Source organism: Streptomyces lasiicapitis, assembly GCF_014646335.1.
GTDB lineage: Bacteria > Actinomycetota > Actinomycetes > Streptomycetales > Streptomycetaceae > Streptomyces > Streptomyces lasiicapitis.
This window is the reverse complement of record NZ_BMNG01000014.1, coordinates 14207-32455: the sequence shown is the minus strand read 5'-3', so window position 1 is coordinate 32455 and position 18249 is coordinate 14207. Positions and strand designations below refer to the sequence as shown.

General features: G+C 69.3%; 20 protein-coding genes. 4 read left to right on the top strand and 16 right to left on the bottom strand.

Annotated elements, in window-relative coordinates:
* Nucleotides 1-87: 87 nt before the first annotated feature.
* From IEY91_RS28960 to IEY91_RS28950, 3 genes are all read right to left on the bottom strand, one after another.
* Nucleotides 88-381, bottom strand: coding sequence for a DUF4229 domain-containing protein (locus tag IEY91_RS28960; RefSeq protein ID WP_164322027.1), 294 nt, complete (start codon nucleotides 379-381; stop codon nucleotides 88-90).
* Between the two features lie 105 nt (nucleotides 382-486).
* A complete protein-coding gene (mqnE, locus tag IEY91_RS28955) occupies nucleotides 487-1650 on the bottom strand; it encodes an aminofutalosine synthase MqnE (RefSeq protein ID WP_189176265.1) in 1164 nt (387 codons plus the stop codon).
* A 55-nt stretch (nucleotides 1651-1705) separates the two neighbouring features.
* Nucleotides 1706-2161, bottom strand: coding sequence for an Lrp/AsnC family transcriptional regulator (locus tag IEY91_RS28950; RefSeq protein WP_164322031.1), 456 nt, complete (start codon nucleotides 2159-2161; stop codon nucleotides 1706-1708).
* Between the two features lie 139 nt (nucleotides 2162-2300).
* On the opposite strand from IEY91_RS28950, the gene IEY91_RS42400 reads away from it, so the two are divergent.
* Entirely contained in the window at nucleotides 2301-2429 is a 129-nt protein-coding gene (locus tag IEY91_RS42400; RefSeq protein WP_268240930.1) for a hypothetical protein, read from the top strand.
* On the opposite strand, the gene IEY91_RS28945 is transcribed toward IEY91_RS42400, so the two are convergent.
* From IEY91_RS28945 to IEY91_RS28935, 3 genes are read right to left on the bottom strand one after another with little or no spacing between them, the layout of a single operon-like run.
* Entirely contained in the window at nucleotides 2426-3115 is a 690-nt protein-coding gene (locus IEY91_RS28945; RefSeq protein ID WP_164322033.1) for a UbiX family flavin prenyltransferase, read from the bottom strand. The genes IEY91_RS42400 and IEY91_RS28945 overlap by 4 nt on opposite strands.
* Nucleotides 3116-3140: 25 nt before the next feature.
* Nucleotides 3141-4049: a menaquinone biosynthesis prenyltransferase MqnP gene (gene mqnP, locus IEY91_RS28940; RefSeq protein WP_164322035.1), complete on the bottom strand. Its 909-nt coding sequence runs from the start codon at nucleotides 4047-4049 to the stop codon at nucleotides 3141-3143.
* The gene (locus IEY91_RS28935; protein ID WP_189176264.1) at nucleotides 4046-5497 is read right to left on the bottom strand and encodes a menaquinone biosynthesis decarboxylase; all 1452 of its coding nucleotides are present in this window, start codon (nucleotides 5495-5497) and stop codon (nucleotides 4046-4048) included. The genes mqnP and IEY91_RS28935 overlap by 4 nt, the downstream gene beginning before the upstream one ends.
* An 88-nt stretch (nucleotides 5498-5585) precedes the next feature.
* On the opposite strand from IEY91_RS28935, the gene IEY91_RS28930 reads away from it, so the two are divergent.
* Nucleotides 5586-5882 (top strand): PLDc N-terminal domain-containing protein, encoded by a 297-nt coding sequence (locus IEY91_RS28930; protein WP_164322038.1) that lies wholly within the window; start codon nucleotides 5586-5588, stop codon nucleotides 5880-5882.
* A 252-nt stretch (nucleotides 5883-6134) separates the two neighbouring features.
* Nucleotides 6135-7055 (top strand): isopenicillin N synthase family dioxygenase, encoded by a 921-nt coding sequence (locus IEY91_RS28925; protein ID WP_164322040.1) that lies wholly within the window; start codon nucleotides 6135-6137, stop codon nucleotides 7053-7055.
* A 19-nt stretch (nucleotides 7056-7074) separates the two neighbouring features.
* On the opposite strand, the gene IEY91_RS28920 is transcribed toward IEY91_RS28925, so the two are convergent.
* The 10 genes from IEY91_RS28920 to hemL all read right to left on the bottom strand — a co-directional run bounded on the left by IEY91_RS28920 (nucleotide 7075) and on the right by hemL (nucleotide 17443).
* Nucleotides 7075-7611, bottom strand: a complete 537-nt coding sequence (locus tag IEY91_RS28920; RefSeq protein ID WP_189176263.1) for an SRPBCC domain-containing protein — start codon at nucleotides 7609-7611, stop codon at nucleotides 7075-7077.
* Nucleotides 7612-7664: 53 nt separating this feature from the next.
* The gene (locus IEY91_RS28915; protein ID WP_189176262.1) at nucleotides 7665-8615 is read right to left on the bottom strand and encodes a CU044_5270 family protein; all 951 of its coding nucleotides are present in this window, start codon (nucleotides 8613-8615) and stop codon (nucleotides 7665-7667) included.
* Nucleotides 8612-9247, bottom strand: coding sequence for an RNA polymerase sigma factor (locus IEY91_RS28910; protein WP_189176261.1), 636 nt, complete (start codon nucleotides 9245-9247; stop codon nucleotides 8612-8614). Before IEY91_RS28910 ends, IEY91_RS28915 begins: the two co-directional genes overlap by 4 nt.
* A 77-nt stretch (nucleotides 9248-9324) precedes the next feature.
* Nucleotides 9325-10482 (bottom strand): c-type cytochrome biogenesis protein CcsB, encoded by a 1158-nt coding sequence (gene ccsB / locus IEY91_RS28905; protein ID WP_189176260.1) that lies wholly within the window; start codon nucleotides 10480-10482, stop codon nucleotides 9325-9327.
* A complete protein-coding gene (resB, locus tag IEY91_RS28900) occupies nucleotides 10479-12344 on the bottom strand; it encodes a cytochrome c biogenesis protein ResB (RefSeq protein ID WP_189176259.1) in 1866 nt (621 codons plus the stop codon). The genes ccsB and resB overlap by 4 nt, the downstream gene beginning before the upstream one ends.
* A gap of 3 nt (nucleotides 12345-12347) precedes the next feature.
* A complete protein-coding gene (locus IEY91_RS28895) occupies nucleotides 12348-13070 on the bottom strand; it encodes a cytochrome c biogenesis CcdA family protein (protein ID WP_164328295.1) in 723 nt (240 codons plus the stop codon).
* Nucleotides 13071-13132: 62 nt separating this feature from the next.
* Nucleotides 13133-13777, bottom strand: coding sequence for a TlpA family protein disulfide reductase (locus IEY91_RS28890; RefSeq protein ID WP_189176258.1), 645 nt, complete (start codon nucleotides 13775-13777; stop codon nucleotides 13133-13135).
* 113 nt (nucleotides 13778-13890) lie between these two features.
* The gene (locus IEY91_RS28885; RefSeq protein WP_189176257.1) at nucleotides 13891-15219 is read right to left on the bottom strand and encodes a polysaccharide deacetylase family protein; all 1329 of its coding nucleotides are present in this window, start codon (nucleotides 15217-15219) and stop codon (nucleotides 13891-13893) included.
* Nucleotides 15220-15413: 194 nt separating this feature from the next.
* Entirely contained in the window at nucleotides 15414-16112 is a 699-nt protein-coding gene (locus IEY91_RS28880; RefSeq protein WP_189176256.1) for a histidine phosphatase family protein, read from the bottom strand.
* Nucleotides 16109-17443, bottom strand: coding sequence for a glutamate-1-semialdehyde 2,1-aminomutase (gene hemL / locus IEY91_RS28875; protein WP_164328297.1), 1335 nt, complete (start codon nucleotides 17441-17443; stop codon nucleotides 16109-16111). Before hemL ends, IEY91_RS28880 begins: the two co-directional genes overlap by 4 nt.
* 367 nt (nucleotides 17444-17810) lie before the next feature.
* Between hemL and IEY91_RS28870 the strand changes: the two genes are divergently transcribed.
* Nucleotides 17811-18248 (top strand): hypothetical protein, encoded by a 438-nt coding sequence (locus tag IEY91_RS28870; protein ID WP_016640275.1) that lies wholly within the window; start codon nucleotides 17811-17813, stop codon nucleotides 18246-18248.
* Nucleotide 18249: the final 1 nt, after the last annotated feature.

The following is an 18249-nucleotide window of genomic DNA, read 5'->3' as shown; positions in this document are numbered from 1 at the left end:
CGGCATGCTCCGGTACCGGGGTTTTCTGCGTACGTGACGTGTGTGACGAACCTTACGGCTGCGCGGCGCGCGCCGGTCCGCGTTGTCCTACGACTGCGCGGTGCGCGCCGCGTCGTCGGCGGTGTCTTCCTGCGTGCGGTTGCGCTCCAGGCTGGCCTTGACGTTGTCGACCTTCGCCACGACCTTCTCCGAGGCGCGGTCGCGCTCCTTGCGCAGCACGATGAAGCTGATCGGCGCCGAGATCACCAGCGAGAGCAGGGCCACCCACAGGAGGTTGGAGCCGCCGAGGCCGCGCGGTACGACGCCGGAGTAGACGAGGCCCCAGACGACCAAGAAGCAGCCCGCGAAGACCCCGAGGCGCATCAGCGTGTAGCGGAGCATGTCAATCCACTCTTCCGTTCCGAAATAGCCCGAGAGTGCCCGAGCGGGACGAGCCCTTCCAGTGAAGCACGGGGCCCGCGCCGTGTACGAGGGGGGTCGGGGGGCTCAGAACCGCATCGGCTGCGGCGTCTCGCGGAGCTCCCGGTCGGGACCGGGGTACTCGCGGATCGTCTCGTAGCGGGTGTTGCGCTCGACCGGGCGGAAGCCCGCCTCGCGGATGAGGTCGAGGAGGTCGTCGCGGCCGAGCTTGTTCGGGGTGCCGAAGTTGTCCGCGTCGTGGGTGATCTTGTACTCGACGACGGAGCCGTCCATGTCGTCGGCGCCGTGCTGCAGGGCGAGCTGCGCGGTGGCGACGCCGTGCATGACCCAGAAGACCTTGACGTGCGGGACGTTGTCGAAGAGGAGGCGGGAGACCGCGAAGGTCTTCAGGGCCTCGGCGCCGGAGGCCATCTTCGTGCGGGCCTGCAGCTTGTTGCGGACCTTGCCGTCCTTCATGTCGACGAAGTCGTGCTGGTAGCGCAGCGGGATGAAGACCTGGAAGCCGCCGGTCTCGTCCTGGAGCTCACGCAGCCGCAGGACGTGGTCGACACGGTGCCGCGGCTCCTCGATGTGGCCGTACAGCATCGTGGCCGGGGTCTTGAGCCCCTTCTCGTGGGCGAGCCGGTGGATCCGGGACCAGTCCTCCCAGTGGGTGCGGTGGTCCACGATGTGCTGCCGGACCTCCCAGTCGAAGATCTCCGCGCCGCCGCCGGTCAGCGACTCGAGACCGGCGTCGATCAGCTCGTCGAGGATCTCCGAGGCGGTGAGGCCGGAGATCGTCTCGAAGTGGTGGATCTCGGTGGCGGTGAAGGCCTTGAGGGAGACGGACGGCAGCGCGGCCTTCAGCTCACGCAGGGAGCGCGGGTAGTAGCGCCACGGCAGGTTCGGGTGCAGGCCGTTGACGATGTGCAGCTCGGTGAGGTTCTCGCCCTCCATCGCCTTGGCGAGCTTCACCGCCTCCTCGATGCGCATCGTGTACGCGTCCTTCTCCCCCGGCTTGCGCTGGAAGGAGCAGTACGCGCAGGAGGCGGTGCACACGTTCGTCATGTTGAGGTGACGGTTGACGTTGAAGTGCACGACGTCGCCGTTCTTGCGGGTGCGCACCTCGTGGGCGAGACCGCCGAGCCAGGCCAGGTCGTCGGACTCGTACAGGGCGACGCCGTCCTCGCGGGACAGCCGCTCACCGGCGCGGACCTTCTCCTCAAGATCGCGCTTGAGCCCTGCGTCCATGTGCCCGTACCTCAATCTCTCCGACGACCTGCGACAGACCCGACCAACGGTACGCCTAGACCTCTTCCGGCAATTCCCCGACCCGGTTCTCCCACTTCGTGGACAGCACGATCGTCGTACGCGTCCGCGAGACCCCCTTCGTGCCGCTGAGCCTGCGGATCGTCTTCTCCAGGCCGTCCACGTCGGAGACCCGCACCTTGAGCATGTACGAGTCGTCGCCCGCGATGAACCAGCAGTCCTCGATCTCGTGCAGGTCCCGAAGGCGGCGCGCCACGTCCTCGTGGTCGGCGGCGTCGGAGAGCGAGATGCCGATCAGCGCGGTGACGCCGAGGCCGAGGGACGCGGAGTCGACCGTCGCGCGGTAGCCGGTGATGACGCCGGCCGCCTCCAGGCGGTTGATGCGGTCGGTGACGCTGGGGCCGGAGAGGCCGACGAGGCGCCCGAGCTCGGCGTAGGAGGCGCGGCCGTTCTCGCGCAGAGCCTGGATGAGCTGCCTGTCCACGGCGTCCATAGGTCTGAGCCTTTCATTATTTAGCGTTTTCCCGAGTCTACGTGTAGAATCTAAGGCGTTGCAGGGTCTAGGCCCTGTGAATCTTTCGGAATCTCAGCCGATCAACGACGATCCTTCGAATCCTTGGAGAGTGTTCCCCGTGTACACGATCGAGATGGCCTACGCCCGTATGCGCGAGCTGCAGGATCTGGCCAACCGCTCGCGTGCCCACCAGTCCGCCACCGCAGCGCGCAAGGGCAAGAAGCCCCGCGCCGCGAAGAAGGGCTAACCCTCACGGGAGCTCCCGAGCTCCCCCTTCCACCGGCGGTACAGCTCGTGCGGCACATCTGCCGCGTCCAGCACCCGCCCCGCGACGAAGTCCACCAGATCCTGGATGTGCGTCGCCCCCGCGTAGAACGCCGGAGAGGCGGGCAGCACGATCGCGCCCGCCTCGTCCAGGCTCACCAGGTGCTTCAGCGTCTGTCCGCCCAGCGGTGTCTCGCGTACGCAGACGACAAGCCGTCGGCCTTCCTTGAGCGTCACGCTCGCCGCGCGCTGCAGCAGGTCCTTCGAAAGCCCGAGCGCGACACCGGCGACACCCGCCGTGGACGCCGGCACGATCAGCATCCCCTTCGTGGCGTACGACCCCGACGACGGCCCCGCGGCCAGGTCCCCGGCCGCCCAGTACCGCACGTCGGACACGTCGACGCGGAACGTCCCCGGCTTCCCGTCGGCCCCGCGCCCCAGCCATTCGACCAGGTCGTCCCGCCAGTGCGCGTCGCGGAACGCGATGCCCGTCTCGTCGAGCAGCGTAAGGCGCGAGGCCCGCGACACCACCAGGTCCACGCTCTCCCCGGCCGCGAGCAGCCCCCGCAGCACCGAGGCGGCATAGGGCGTCCCTGAAGCGCCGGACACCCCCACGATCCAAGGCCTACGCTGCGTATCTCCTGCGTTCACACTGTGAAGCCTATCCATCGCCGTACGCGCCCGCCCCCGCCCCTCAGACCGTGAGGCCGCGGACGAGCAGGTCGAGCAGGGCGCAGCCGAACAGCGCGATCCCGATGAAGCCGTTGACCTGGAAGAAGGCGCGGTTGAGGCGGGACAGGTCGTGCGGGCGCACGAGGGTGTGTTCGTAGAGGAAGGCACCGGCGACGATCACCAGGCCGAGCCAGAGGAACGGGCCCGCGTCGGTCTCCACGGCGTACCAGACAAAGAGCGCCGTGGTGATCGCGTGGCAGACGCGCGCGCCCCGGATCGCGGCGGGGATCCCGAAGCGCGCGGGCACCGACAGCACGCCGACCTCGCGGTCCGTCTCCACGTCCTGGCAGGCGTAGATCAGGTCGAAGCCGCCGATCCACACGCCCACCGCGAGGCCCAGGATGACGGCCGTCCACGACCACTCGCCGGTGATCGCGAGCCATGCGCCGACCGGGCCGATGGCCTGGGCGAGGCCCAGGATCGCCTGCGGGAAGTTGGTGAACCGCTTGCCGTACGGATAGACGACCATCGGGATCACCGCGACCGGCGCGAGCGCCAGGCACAGCGGGTTGAGCAGCGCGGCCGAGCCCAGGAACACGACGACCGCGATCAGCGCGCCGGTCCAGGCGGACTTCACGGTGACGGCGCCGGTGACCAACTCGCGGTGCGCGGTGCGGGGGTTGCGGGCGTCGATCTCGCGGTCGATGATCCGGTTCGCGGCCATGGCGAACGTACGCAGACCGACCATGCAGATGGTGACGAGCAGCAGCCGCCCCCAGTGGATGTTCTTGTCCCACTGGAACATCGCGGTCAGGGCGGCGATGTAGGCGAAGGGCAGCGCGAAGACGGAGTGCTCGATCATGACGAGCCGCAGGAAGGCCCTCGTACGGCTCGGCTGCGGCTGGGGCAGCGCGGCGGAAGCGGAACTCACAGGCCGTACTCCCTCCAGCGGCGGTCGACTTTCGCCGCCGTGTCCGGATCGGACTCGACCATGTCGGGCCAGCCCCCGTCCCGGGTGTAGCCCTCCTCGGGCCACTTCTTCGTCGCGTCGATGCCCGCCTTGCCGCCCCAGAACTGCTGGTACGAGGCGTGGTCGAGGTGGTCGACGGGTCCTTCGACGATGCTCAGATCACGGGCGTAGTCGGTATTGCCGAGCGCACGCCACGCGACTTCATGCAGATCGTGCACATCACAGTCGGAGTCCACGACCACGATCAACTTGGTCAGGGACATCATGTGCGCGCCCCAGACGGCGTGCATGACCTTCTGCGCGTGTTTCGGGTACTTCTTGTCGATCGCGACAATCGCGCAGTTGTGGAAGCCGCCCGCCTCGGGCAGGTGGTAGTCCACGATGTCCGGCACGATGATCTTCAGCAGCGGCAGGAAGAACCGCTCGGTGGCGCGGCCCAGCGGGCCGTCCTCCGTCGGCGGACGGCCGACCACGATCGACTGGAGCAGCGGACGCTTGCGCATCGTCACGCAGTCGATGGTCAGCGCGGGGAAGGGCTCCTGCGGCGTGTAGAAACCGGTGTGGTCGCCGAACGGCCCCTCGGGCAGCATCTCGCCGGGCTCCAGCCAGCCCTCGATGACGACCTCCGCCTGCGCGGGCACCTGGAGCGGCACCGTCTTGCAGTCGACCATCTCGATGCGCTTGCCCTGGAGGAAGCCCGCGAAGAGGTACTCGTCGATGTCGCCGGGCAGCGGAGCGGTGGACGCGTACGTCACGGCGGGCGGACACCCGAAGGCGATCGCGACCGGCAGCCGCTCGCCCCTCCTCGCCGCCACCTGGTAGTGGTTCCGGCTGTCCTTGTGGATCTGCCAGTGCATGCCGATGGTGCGCTTGTCGTGGCGCTGCAGGCGGTAGAGCCCGAGGTTGCGGATGCCGGACTCGGGGTCCTTGGTGTGGGTGAGCCCCAGGTTGAAGAAGGACCCGCCGTCCTTCGGCCAGGTGAAGAGGGCCGGGAGCTGGTCCAGGTCGACGTCGTCGCCGGTGAGCACGACCTCGTGCACCGGCGCGTCCTTCACCTTCTTCGGCGGTACGTGCGCCATCGCGCCGAGCTTCCCGAAGGCCTCCCGGACGCCGACGAAACCGTGCGGCAGCTCGGGCTTCAACAGCCCGCCGATCTTCTCGCTGATCTCGCCGTACGACTTCAGGCCGAGGGCCTTGAGCAGCCTCCGGTCCGTGCCGAACACGTTCATCGCGAGCGGCATCGCGCTGCCCTTGACGTTCTCGAACAGCAGGGCGGGGCCGCCGGCCTTCTGTACGCGGTCGACGATCTCGCCGACCTCCAGATACGGGTCGACCTCGGCCTTGATGCGCTTGAGATCGCCCTCGCGCTCCAGGGCCCGGAGCAGAGAGCGGAGATCGTCATAAGCCATGCGGTCAAGTATCGGTCACCGGCTACCCTGGCCAGGTCACCGGGGGCGTCCGGCGCCCCCACTCCGCTCCCTGGGGGAACTCCTACACATGCTCAGGTATCTGCCGTTCCTGCTGGTCCTGGCCGTGTGGATCTACGCGTTCATCGATGTCCTCAACACCCCCGAGAAGGAAGTGCGGCACCTGCCGAAGGTGGTGTGGGTCATCATCGTGCTGCTGTTCGGTGAGGTGTTGTTGGGGCCGATCGCGTGGTTCGTGACCGGTAAGAAGCGTGCACCCGCCGGCGGGCGCAGCGGCCGCCCCCGTGGGGGCTGGGTCGCCCCCGACGACAACCCCGACTTCCTCAAGGGCCTTGAGAAGGACCGCGACAACCGCGACGAGCCCTGACCTGATCCCCTGATGGGGGCTGCGCCCCCTCTCCCCCGCTTTTCGGCGCTCCGCGCCTCGCCCTCAAACGCCGGGCGGGCTTTTTCCCCACCCACCCGCCCTTCTTGGGCTGCCGCCCAGCCCAGCCCCCTTCTAGCCCGTCCGGCGTTTGAGGACGAGGCGCGGAGCGCCGATAGCGGGGTCCAGGGGCGGCAGCCCCTGGTTACGGTGAAGGGGCGGGTCTGGGGCGCCCCGCGAGGGCAACATGAGGGCATGACGATCCCCACCGTCGACCTGCGTAGCTGGCGCACCGCCAGTCCCCGCGCTCGCGCCGAGATCATCTCCGCCGTGGACGAAGGGCTGCGCACGGCCGGGTTCCTCCTGGTGACCGGCCACGGCGTCGACCCCGCCCTGCGGGCGGCCATCCGCCGCGAGGCCCGCGCCTTCTTCCTGCTCCCGCCCGCCACCAAAGAGGCGTACACCGCCAAGGTCGGCGGCCGCGGCTGGCTCGGCCCCGGCGCCGAGGCGAACTCGTACGCCGAGGGCGCCCCCTCCCCACCCGACCTGAAGGAGTCCTTCTCCTTCGCCGCGGACGAGCCGACGGGCAACGCGAAGGTCGACGCCGAGTGGTTCGCCCCCAACACCTGGCCGAGCGAAACCCCGGCCCTGCGCGCCGACGTACAGACGTACCTGGCCCAGATGCGGACCCTCTCCGACGAGCTCCTCGAACTGCTCGCCGTCACCCTCGGCGAGAACGAGGACTGCTTCACCCGGCACACCGGCCACCCCACCTGGGGCTTCAACATCAACTGGTACCCGGCCAGGGACGTCCTGGGCGAACCGCAGCCGGGCCAGTTCCGCATCGGCGCGCACACGGACTTCGGCACGGTCACCGTCCTGGACCGGCAGGCGGGCCGCGGCGGACTCCAGGTGTTCACGGACGCCGACGGCTGGCAGGACGCGCCGTTCGACCCGGACGCGTTCACCATCAACATCGGGGACCTGATGGCCCGTTGGACGGACGGCCGCTGGCGCTCGGGCCGCCACCGCGTGCTCCCGCCGCCGGCGGACGCGCCCACCGAGGAGCTGATGTCGCTCGTGTACTTCTACGAGTGCGACCCGGGCACGGACGTTCGCGGCACGGACTCGCACGTATATCTGCGGGCGCAGCTGGACGCGATCACGGTCACGTGAGGAAACCAACGACACGCGCCTAGTCGTACTGGCTTCGCAGCTCGCTCCAGCGGTCCGCACTCCACGTCGACCAATCCTTCGGCCTGCCCCCCAGCGCGTCCACCAGGAACTCGAAGTGGTGGTGCCACCCGGCGAGGCAGTCCCGCCGGAACGAGTCGTCGCTGACCAGTTCGTTGGTGAAGCGCAGCGTCGACCGTCCGGTGCCGGCCGGCTCCAGGTGGAACCGGCACCGCCCGTGCAGGTCGATGCTGTACTCGGCGACGACGTCCGGGTCCCACGCGGTGACGCGGCCCGAGTGCACGGCGACGGCAGGGTCGGGACCCGGGGGCGGAGCCCCCTGAGCAGGCACAGTGAGCCAGCGCAGCGTGACCGCCCCGCCGAGGCGCGGCTCCAGCACGTCGGCGGCGGCGAGCCACCCCGGCAGTCCCTCCGGGGTGGCCACCGCCGCCCATACCTCCGCCACGGGGTGCTGCAGGTTCAGCACCCAGTGCAGCGTGTGCGTGTCCCCCCGTGTCCGGCTCGTCCCGTGTTCGACAGCTTCGTTGCTTTCGCTCATGGGCCAAGCCTCACGCACACGTCCCCCGGGGTCACGCACCCGGCGGCGTCCCGCTACGGGCGTTCGCCCGCCTTGTCGACGACCTTCCGCTCCAGGACGGCGGTGTCGGCCAACACTTCGCCCTTCTTGCCGAACGGCTTGTCCTCCGTCAGGACGCTGCGCTCGCCCAGGTACGCCTTGGTCTTCCTGTCGAAGAGCAGCTCTTCGCGCGTCCCGTCGTTCTCCCAGGTGATGGCGACGCCGTGCCGCCCCGCCGCGTCGACGGCGTCGTCGTCCAGCTCCACGCCGGGGATCTTCGCCGCGGCGAGGTAGAGGGCGGCGGCCTGCTCCGGCGGCATCAGGGCCTCGCGGGTGATGTCGCCGACGACCACGAAGGGTTTGCCGTTGCTGTCCCGGTCGGCCACCTTGTTCAGCCAGTCGAACATGTTGACCGGGTCGGTCGGCAGCTTCTCCAGGTTGCGGTAGTTGCTGTCGTAATCGGCCAGGGGCAGCTCCGGCTTCATGCGCACGTTCTTGTGGTCGTTCACGGGCTCGTGCAGCAGCCCTGTGTGCCTGCCGTCCACGGACAGCCAGATCTCCCGCTGGTGCAGGGGGTCCAGCCCTTCCTCCGAGCTGTAGGCCACCTTGCTCTTGATGTAGGTGAACTGGTCGTCCCGTACGTCCTTGGGCGCGGGCGAGCGCTTCGCGGCCGCCGCGATCTCCTTCAGCATGGCCACCGCCTCCTTGGACGGCGCGGCCTCCGCCGAGTCGCCGCCGAACGGCGAGGCGACGAGCAGCCCCGCCGCGACGGACGCGGCCACCGCGCCCGCGACGAGCACGGGCCGCAGCCACGGCTTGCGCCGTCGCGGAGCGGCGGGCTCGGGGGCCTCGGCCCGGGTCTTGCTCTCGCTCTGCCGGATCTCGGTCATCAGGTGCTCCCTGAGCAGAAGGTGACGGCCCGGCGGGAGGTCCCGCTCGCTCGGCGACGGGGAGGTCGGGAAGTCGGGGTCGGCCTGGGACTTCATCGGTTTCCCTCCTGGATGGGCCTGACCGCGGTCGCGCGGTCACCTCTCACCTGTCCGCGCCCCTGGGGCGGTTCCATCGCTTTCGCGAGTTTTGTACGGGCTCTGGAGAGCCGCGAACGTACCGTCCCCACCGGAATGTCCAACGCCGCTGCCGCCGCCTCGTACCCGAGCCCCGACCACACGCACAGCGCGAGCACCTCACGCTCCGCGCGCCGCAGCTTCGCCAACGCAGCCTGGACAAGGGCGAGTTGCTCCTTGTCGTCGACGCGTCCCGCGACCTCCTCGGCGAAGTCGGCGACGGACTCGTCGCGCGGGAGGCGGGCCATGGCGGCCGTGTGGCGGCGGGCGGCGCGGCGCTGGTTGCGGGTCACGTTCGTGGCGATGCCGAGCAGCCACGGGCGCAGCGAACCGCCGTCGACGTCCACCTTCTCGCGCAGCCGCCACGCCTCCAGGAACGTGAGCGAGACGATGTCCTCGGCCGCCGACCAGTCGCCCGTCAGGCGGTAGGCGTGGTTGTAGACGGAGCGGGCGTAGGCGTCGAAGAGTTCGCCGAAGGCGTCGGGGTCCGAGCCCCGGATCCGTACGCGCGCCTGCCGCCGCTGTGCCGCGAGTTCCCCCTGATTCGTGTCCACGCCCTCTAACTGTCCGTACGACAAAGGCCGGTTCCTGTGACCCGCGCCACAGAAACCGGCCCCTGCCGACCGCCGGATCAGACCCCGGCGTACGAGTGCTTGCCGCTCACGAAGATGTTGACGCCGTAGTAGTTGAACAGCCAGCAGCCGAAGGCGATCAGGGCGAGGTAGGCGGCCTTGCGGCCCTTCCAGCCCGCCGTGGCGCGTGCGTGCAGGTAGCAGGCGTACGCGACCCAGGTGATGAAGGACCAGACCTCCTTGGGGTCCCAGCCCCAGTAGCGGCCCCAGGCGTCGCCCGCCCAGATCGCGCCCGCGATGATCGTGAACGTCCACAGCGGGAAGATCGCCGCGTTCATGCGGTACGTGAACTTGTCGAGCGAGGCGGACGCGGGCAGCCGCTCCATGACGGAGGTCGCGAAGCGGCCGGGCGTGCCGCCGCTCTGCAGCTTGGCCTCGTAACTGTCCTTGAAGAGGTACGCGATCGTGGAGACCGCGCCGACGTAGAACGCGGCGCCGCAGAAGATCGCCGTGGAGACGTGGATCCACAGCCAGTACGAGTGCAGGGCCGGGACGAGCTGGTCGGACTCGGTGTACAGGACGGTGACCGCGAGGCCGAGGTCGAGCAGGACCGAGGTGATCAGCGGCAGGCCGATCCAGCGCACGTTCTTCTTCAGGGCGAGCAGCGTCAGGAAGACGCCGACGGCGACCGAGGAGAAGGTGATGTTGAACTCGTACATGTTGCCCCACGGCGCCCGCTGCACCGACATGGCGCGGGTGACGACACCGCCCACCTCGATGAGGAAACCGAGGCCGATGAGGGAGACGGCGATGCGGCCGTAGAGGTCGCCCTGCTCGTCGCCCGCGGCGGCGCCGGGGCCGTCCGGCACGTCGCGGCTGCCCGCGGCGGCGCGCGTGACGACCTTCGGCGCGCCGGATTCGGCCGCCTTGGCCGCCTGCTTGGGGCGTTCCAGGGTGGCCGTGCCGCCCTTGGCGCGGACGGTGACGGCGGGACCGGAAGAACCAGCCGCCTTGGCGGCGGGCGCGGCGGCGTCACCGGTCTGCGCGGTGAGCGCGGCGGCGGTGCGGGAGACCTTGCTGCGGCTGCCGAACAGCCACTCCGCCATGAGCGCGAAGAAGGCCAGCAGATAGACGGCCATCGCGGAGTAGATCAGCACGTTGCTGATGTGCGCGAGGTTCTCGTTCGGCTCGGCGGCGAGGGTGGTGGCGAGAGTCACTTCTCAGCCCCTTCGGCAGGAACAACATCGGGGGTGGGGTCGGGGTCGGACGGGGTCTTGGAGTCGGCTTCGGCACCGGCTTCGGCACCGGCTTCGGTCGACTCGGCGGCCGTGTCGGTGTCGGACCCGGTGTCAGGGTCCGTGTCCGCGTCCGGCGCGCTCGGCGCGGTTTCGTGCAGGGCTGCGGCCAGGACGCCGAGTTCCTCGGGGACCTTCGCGGACTCGCTGCGGCCGAGGCCCGCCATCTCCACGACGGTGACGCCGTCGGCGCCCGCCGTGGCCCGGACCCACACGCGGCGCCGCGAGATGAACAGCGAACCGGCGAGGCCCGCGATGGCGGCGATCGCGCCGCCGAGCGCCCACTTGCTGCTGGGCTCCTGCGAGATCTGGAAGCTCGCCCACTGCTTGAGCTCCTTGTCGAAGGTGATCGAGCCTGCGCCGTCGGGCAGCTTCAGGGTCTCGCCGATCTTCAGCCGCTTCTTCAGCAGCTCGCCCTTGGCGTCCTTGAACTTCTTCATCTTCCGCGTGTCCAGCTGGTACACGTTCTGCGGCACACCGGAGTCCACGCCGAGGCTGCCGTGGTACGCCGACAGCGCGAGCCGCGGATTGAAGGGCGCGGGGAACTGGGAGAACATCTGGCCGTTGCCCTCACCGGCGAACGTCGGCACGAAGAAGGCGTTGAAGCCGAGCTGCTCCTTCTTGCCGTCCTTGTTCCGGTAGCCGTCGAGGATCTTGATGGCGCCGGTGGCCGTACCCATGGAGTCGATGGGAAGCAGCGGCACGGAGACCCGCTGGACGACCTTGCCCTTGCCGTCGCGGACGGTGACGGTGGGCGCGTAGCCGTGGCCGATGAGGTAGACCTTCGAGCCGTCGACCTCAAGGGGCTTGTTGACCTCGATGGCCTTCTTCTTCTCGGGACCGTGCGCGCCCTCGCTGTACGTGACGTGGGCCTTGTAGGTGCGGGCGGTGCCGCGCTCGGGGCCCGAGTTCTCGTACGTCCCCTCGAAGCGGTCCAGCCTGAAGCTGAACGGCGCGAGGTTCTCGGTGTCGAAGAGGCTGCCGGACTTGAAGTCGTCGTACTGCGTGAGGGTGTTGGAGAAGCCGTCGCCCTCCATGATCAGCTTGCCGCCCTCGGACTTGAAGAGCTGTCCGGCGGCGAAGGCGATCAGCATCACGATCAGCGCGACGTGGAACATCAGGTTCCCGGCCTCGCGCAGATAGCCCTTCTCCGCGGCGACGGACCCGCCCGTCTCGTGCGCGCGAAAGCGGCGCTGCTTCAGCAGGTGCCGCGCGGCCTCGTGCACCTCGTCGGGCGTGGCCTCGGTGCGCCAGGTCGTGTACGCGGGCAGCCGGGTCAGCCGCTTGGGGGCGGCCGGCGGGCGGCCGCGGAGCTGGCCGACGAACTGCCAGGTGCGCGGCACGATGCAGCCGATGAGCGAGACGAACAGCAGGATGTAGATCGCGGAGAACCACACCGAGCTGTAGACGTGGAAGAGGCCGAGCTTGTCGTAGAGCGGCCCGAGCGTGGTGTGGGCCGCCTTGAAGTCCTCGACCTTCAGCGCGTCGGGGTTCTCCTGCGGGATCAGCGAGCCCGGGATCGAGCCGAGGGAAAGCAGCAGGAGCAGCAGGAGCGCGACCCGCATCGAGGTGAGCTGCCGCCAGAACCAGCGGATCCAGCCGATGACGCCGAGCGCGGGCATGTTCGGCCCGGAGGCGGGGCCCGCGGCGTCGTCGAGGGGGGCGGTGGAGAGCTGCGCGCCCGCGGCGCCGAGTTCGCCGACTTCGTCTTGGGCGCCGGTGGTGTCACGGTCGCCCTTGGCGCCGGTGGCGTCGCGGTCGGCGCTGGTCGTGGTCTTGCTCATGGATCAGATCCCCACCGAGTAACCGTTGCTCCAGACCTGCATCTGCTGAAGCACGCTGTCCCAGACGCCGGTCAGCATCAGCAGGCCGGTCACGATCATCATGCCGCCGCCCGCGCGCATCACCCACACGTAGTGCCGCTTGACCCAGCCGAACGCGCCGAGCGCCTTGCGGAAGGTGACCGCCGCGATGATGAACGGCAGCCCGAGTCCCAGACAGTACGCCACGTTCAGCAGGGCCCCGCGCCCGGCGCTCGCCTCGCTCATCGCGAGCGCGTTCACGGACGCGAGCGTCGGTCCGACGCAGGGCGCCCAGCCGACGGCGAAGAGCGCGCCGAGCAGCGGCGCGCCCGCGAGCCCGACGGCGGGCTTCTTGTGGAAGCGGAACTCGCGCTGGCTGAGCCAGGGCATGAGGCCCATGAAGAAGAACCCGAGCACGAGCATCAGGACGCCGAGGACTCGCGTTATGACGCTCTGGTAGTCCTGGAGGTTCTGGCCGAAGTAGCCGAAGAGGGCGCCGCCGGAGACGAACACGACGGTGAAGCCGAGCACGAAGAGGGTGGCGCCCGCCGCCATCCGCCCGCGCCGGGCGTCGGCGAGGTCGGTGCCGCTGACGCCGGTGACGTACGACAGATAGCCGGGCACGAGCGGCAGGACGCACGGGGAGAAGAACGACACGAGCCCGCCGAGGAGGGCGAGCGGCAGGGCGAGCAGCAGCGCGCCGCTCATGACGGTGTCGTTCTGGCCGTACGCGGCGAGCGTCGTGGTGGCGAGGGTGGCGGACAAGGCGCTCACTTCTCCGCGATCACGGGGTCGACCATCTTGCGCAGCTTCTCCTCGTTGAGGGGCTGCTGGGAGCGCGCCGCGATCTTGCCGTCCCGGTCGACGACGATGGTCGACGGGATGAACTGCGGGTTCAGCGTGCCCTTGGGGAAGCGCAGCATCAGCTTGCCCATCGGGTCGTACAGGCTCGGGTAGGTGACCTTGTAGTCCTTCTCGAAGGAGATCGCCGGGCCCTTCTGCGGGTCGCGGGCGTTGATGCCGACGAACTGCACGTCGCCCTTGGTGGCGGCCGCGACCTTCACGAAGTTCGGCGCCTCGGCCCGGCAGGGCGGGCACCAGGAGCCCCAGACGTTGAGGACGACGACCTTGCCCTTGTAGTCGTCGATGCTCAGCTGCTTGCCGTCGAGGGTCTCGCCGTCGAGGCCGGGCGCGTCGTGCCGGTCGCCCTTCTTGACGGTGGCGATGCCGTCCTTGCCGGTGATGAAGTTGGTCTTGCCGGAGCCGCCGGAGGTGCCGCCCGAGCTGCACGCCGACAGGGTCAGGGCAACCGCCGCGGCGCCCGCCGCCAGCAGCGTCGCGCGACTGCGACGACTGCGGGCGCTTCGACGGAGGCTGCGGTTCGGGCTGCGGGGGGCGCGGCAGGCGGCACTCATGTGAAAAGTTTCGCATGCCCGTTTCGGGGATCTTCGACGCCCCCCGCAGTAGCGGAAAGTCCCATTTCAGACGGGCTTTCCGGGCGAGTTCAGGCCGCGTTGCCCGGCGCCGGTCAGGCCGCGTTGTCCTTCTCGGCGTCCGTGCGGCTGTCGGACGAGGCGCCGCCGAGGTAGCTCTTCCAGCCGCCGGCCGGCTTCTGCCCGACCTCCAGGCCGCGCAGCTTGGCGAGGACCTCGGGCTTCTGCACGTCGAGCCAGTCCACGAACTGCCGGAAGGAGACCAGGCGTACGTCCTTCTTGCCGGCCATGCCCTTGAGGGCGGCCTCGACGGCGTCCATGTAGATGCCGCCGTTCCACTCCTCGAAGTGGTTGCCGATGAAGAAGGGGGCGCGGTTGGAGCCGTAGGCCCGCTCGAAGCCCTTGAGGTAGGCCGCGGTGGCCTGCTTGCGCCAGCCCGGGTAGTTGGCCGGCGGGGCCTTGGTGGAGTTCTTCGACTGGTTGGCCAGGATGTTGTAGTCCATCGAGAGGACCTCGAAGGAGTGGCCGGGGAAGGGCACGGCCTGCAGCGGCAGGTCCCAGATGCCCATCTTCTTGTCGGGCCACTTCTGGCGGCCGCCCGGCGAGGAGGCGTCGTAGCGCCAGCCGAGCTTCTTGGCGGTCGGCAGCAGGTTGTCCTGGCCGAGCAGGCAGGGGGTGCGGCCGCCGATGAGTTCCTTCTCGTAGTCGAAGGGCAGCGGCGGCAGGTCGTCCCAGCCGGTGTTCGTACGCCACTTCGTCACGAAGGACTTGGCCTGGTCGATCTCGGACTGCCACTGGGCGGGCGTCCAGTTCCCGACGGAACCGGTGCCGGCGCAGAAGTGGCCGTTGAAGTGCGTGCCTATCTCATGGCCCTCCAGCCACGCCTGCCGCACGTACTTCAGTGTGTCCTTGATGTGACCGTCGGTGAGATAACCGATGTCGGAGGCGCCGACGCCGTTGTTCGGCGGCCGGTAGAGCCGCTTCTTGGATTCGGGGAGCAGATAGAGCCCGGAGAGGAAGAACGTCATCCGCGCGTCGTGCTCCTTCGCGAGCTTCAGGAAGCGCGGGAACAGTCCGTTGCCGACTTCGCCGGCGCCGTCCCAGGAGAACACGACGAACTGCGGGGGCGTTTCGCCCGGCTCGAGGGGGCGCGGCTTCTCGGGCTGGTTCGGCTGCTTGCCGGTGAATGCCGTGGAACCGTCGCCGATCGGCTTCGCGGGGCGGCTCGGCTCGCCCGGCTTTCCGTTTCCGTCCTTGGCCGCGTCCGCGCCCGATCCCGAATCGCCGGAACCGGAGCCGCAGGCAGTCAGGCCGAAGGCCGCCGCGGCACCGACTCCAAGTCCGATCGCACCTCGGCGACTCAGGGAGTTCCGGCCGGTAGCGGGCGCTCCACCGCCCATATCCGTGCGGCTGTCGTCGCGCATTCCAACCCCATTCATCGCGCCTCTGTCCTCCCCGGGCGGAAGGACGACTCCTTAGAGGGTGCGATGAAGGGGCAGGTTCCGAACAGCTACGCCTATATGGGATCTATTACAGGGAGAAGACATTTCGCGCCATAGGGTGTCCGCGCAATTACCCGGCGCACACAGCGGACACACAGGAAGCGCCGACGCAAGCGTCAGGCACCGAATGCCTTGCTCTTGCCCTTCACCGGCTTTGCCCCCGCCAGAAGATGCTTCGGAACAAGATCCCGAGCAGGCTCCGAGTAACCCACAGAAACGATCTTGTCGCCGCGGTAAGTGAACGAAGTGAGAGAGGCGAGCGTGCACTGCCGCTTCCGCGGGTCGTGCCAAAGACGCCGCTTCTCCACGAAGCTCCGCACGATCCAGATCGGCAACTGATGGCTGACGCACACGGCCTCGTGCCCGCGCGCGGCGTCGCGCGCGGCGTCGAGTGCGCCCATCATCCGCACGACCTGCTCGACGTACGGCTCGCCCCAGGACGGCTTGAAGGGGTTGACCAGGTGCTTCCAGTTCTCCGGGTTCTTCAGGGCGCCGTCGCCGACCCCGAAGGTCTTGCCCTCGAAGACGTTGTCGGCCTCGATGAGGCGCGCGTCGGAGGCCAGGTCGAGGCCGTGCGCCTTGGCGATGGGGGTGGCCGTCTCCTGGGCCCGGTCGAGGGGGGAGGCCACGACGTGCGTGACGTCCCGCGACGACAGGTGCTCGGCGACGCGGTCGGCCATCTGCCGCCCCAGGTCGGAGAGGTGGTAGTCGGGGAGCCTGCCGTACAGGATCCCGTCGGGGTTGTGCACCTCGCCGTGGCGCATCAGGTGGACGACGGTCAGCTCGCCGTCGGCGGGCGTGCTTGCCGCGGTCATGCGGTGGCCTCCGGGGAATTCGTGGCTTCGGCGGCCGCGCGCGCGGCCCCCGGCAGGGCGGCGGCGACGCGCTCGATGGCGCGCTCGTCGTGGGCGGTGGAGACGAACCAGGACTCGAAGGCCGACGGCGGCAGATACACGCCCTGCGACAGCATCGAGTGGAAGAACGCGGTGAAGCGGAACGACTCCTGCGCCTTCGCGTCCTCGTAATTGCGGACCTCTCGGTCGGCGAAGAACACGGAGAACATATTGGAGGCGTTCTGCAGGCGGTGCGCGACGCCTTCCTTGTTCAGCGCGTCGCTCACGAGTGCGCGCAACTCGGCGGAGACGGCGTCCACCTTCTCGTACGCCGCGTCGTCGAGCAGCCGCAACTGCGCGAGACCCGCGGCCGTGGCGACGGGATTACCGGAGAGCGTGCCCGCCTGATAAACCGGGCCGACGGGCGCGAGATGCCCCATCACATCGGCGCGGCCACCGAATGCGGCGGCCGGGAATCCGCCGCCCATGACCTTTCCGAAGGTCATGAGGTCGGGTGTCACTCCGTCAACTCCGAACCATCCGGCTTTACTTGTCCGGAATCCGGTCATGACTTCGTCGGAGATGAACAGCGCGCCGTTCTTCGCGCACGCGGACTTCAGGCCCTCGTTGAATCCGGGCCGCGGCGGCACCACGCCCATGTTTCCGGGCGAGGCCTCCGTGATCACACAGGCGATCTCGCCGGGATACCTGTGGAAGGCCTCGTGCACGGCCTCCATGTCGTTGTACGGGAGGACGATGGTGTCGCCCGCCTGGGCGCCCGTGACGCCCGGCGTGTCCGGCAGGCCGAACGTCGCGACGCCGGACCCGGCCGCGGCCAGGAGCGCGTCCACGTGCCCGTGGTAGCACCCGGCGAACTTGATGACCTTGGCGCGGCCCGTGAACCCGCGGGCGAGGCGGATGGCGGACATCGTCGCCTCCGTGCCGCTGGAGACGAGGCGGACCTGCTCGACCGGGCCGACCCGGGCGACGATCTCCTCGGCGAGGGCCACCTCGCCCTCACCCGGCGTACCGAACGAGGTGCCGCGGGCGACGGCCTCCTGGACGGCGGCGATCACCTCGGGGTGGGCGTGCCCGAGGATCATCGGTCCCCAGGAACACACGAGGTCTACATACTCGCGTCCATCGGCATCCGTCAGGTACGGACCGGTACCGGACACCATGAAACGGGGCGTACCGCCCACCGCGCGGAAGGCCCGCACGGGGGAGTTCACACCGCCGGGCGTCACGGCCGCCGCACGGTCGAAAAGAGTCTGCGAAACTGGGGCGCTATACGGGAAGCTCACATGAACCATGGTGTCAGAGGGTCCGGACATCGTGGCCGGGCCTCCTGTGCGGCGGCTTTCCGCGCTGCCGACCCCGGCAGGGGCCGTATGCGCGGAAATCCCGTGGACTGGTGTTTCACCCCACGTTTCGGCGGGTGACCGTGGGGGAGGTCACTGACACGATGATCGGGTTGCGCGGCAGGGTCCGGGCACCCTAGAAAAGCAGTCGGGTGGAGATATGCAGCGCGGTGGCGGACTGGGCGAGGGGACCGACGGCCTGGGTCCCCGGCGTGCCCGGCGGGGAAAGCACCGGCGAGAGGCAGAGGCGGTCCCGGCCCCCGAGCAGCGGACGCCGGACAGGGTGAAGCGTGACCGTGCGGGAAACAGGAGCGGCGGGGTGGGGGTGACGTACAAATACTTCGGCGCCCCGGACGGCGCCACGGCGGCCCGCGTCCCGATCTCGATGCGCCCCGAGGAGCTCGGCGGCGACGAGCTGGGCATGGGCGGCATGTTCACCAAGATCAAGCCGGAGACGATGGCCGCGATGGTCCTCACCGGCATCGAGGGCATACCCCTGCACAAGGTCCCCCCGCTGGAACTCGTCGTCCTCCACCCCGACTACGCCGTCGTCAAGCTCCCCATGACGGTCGTCGACCCGCTGCGCGGCATCGGCGAGGAGTCGGTCGGCGCGGCGGCGTTCATCTGGTCCACGGTCCCCGACCGCGGCGGCCCGCGGGACGCCTTCAACGTCTACCAACTCCTGCACGAGTGGCAGGACTTCAGCCACCGCCTGCACGACGCGGGGCACCAGGCGTACTGCCTGGTGTGGCCCTAGC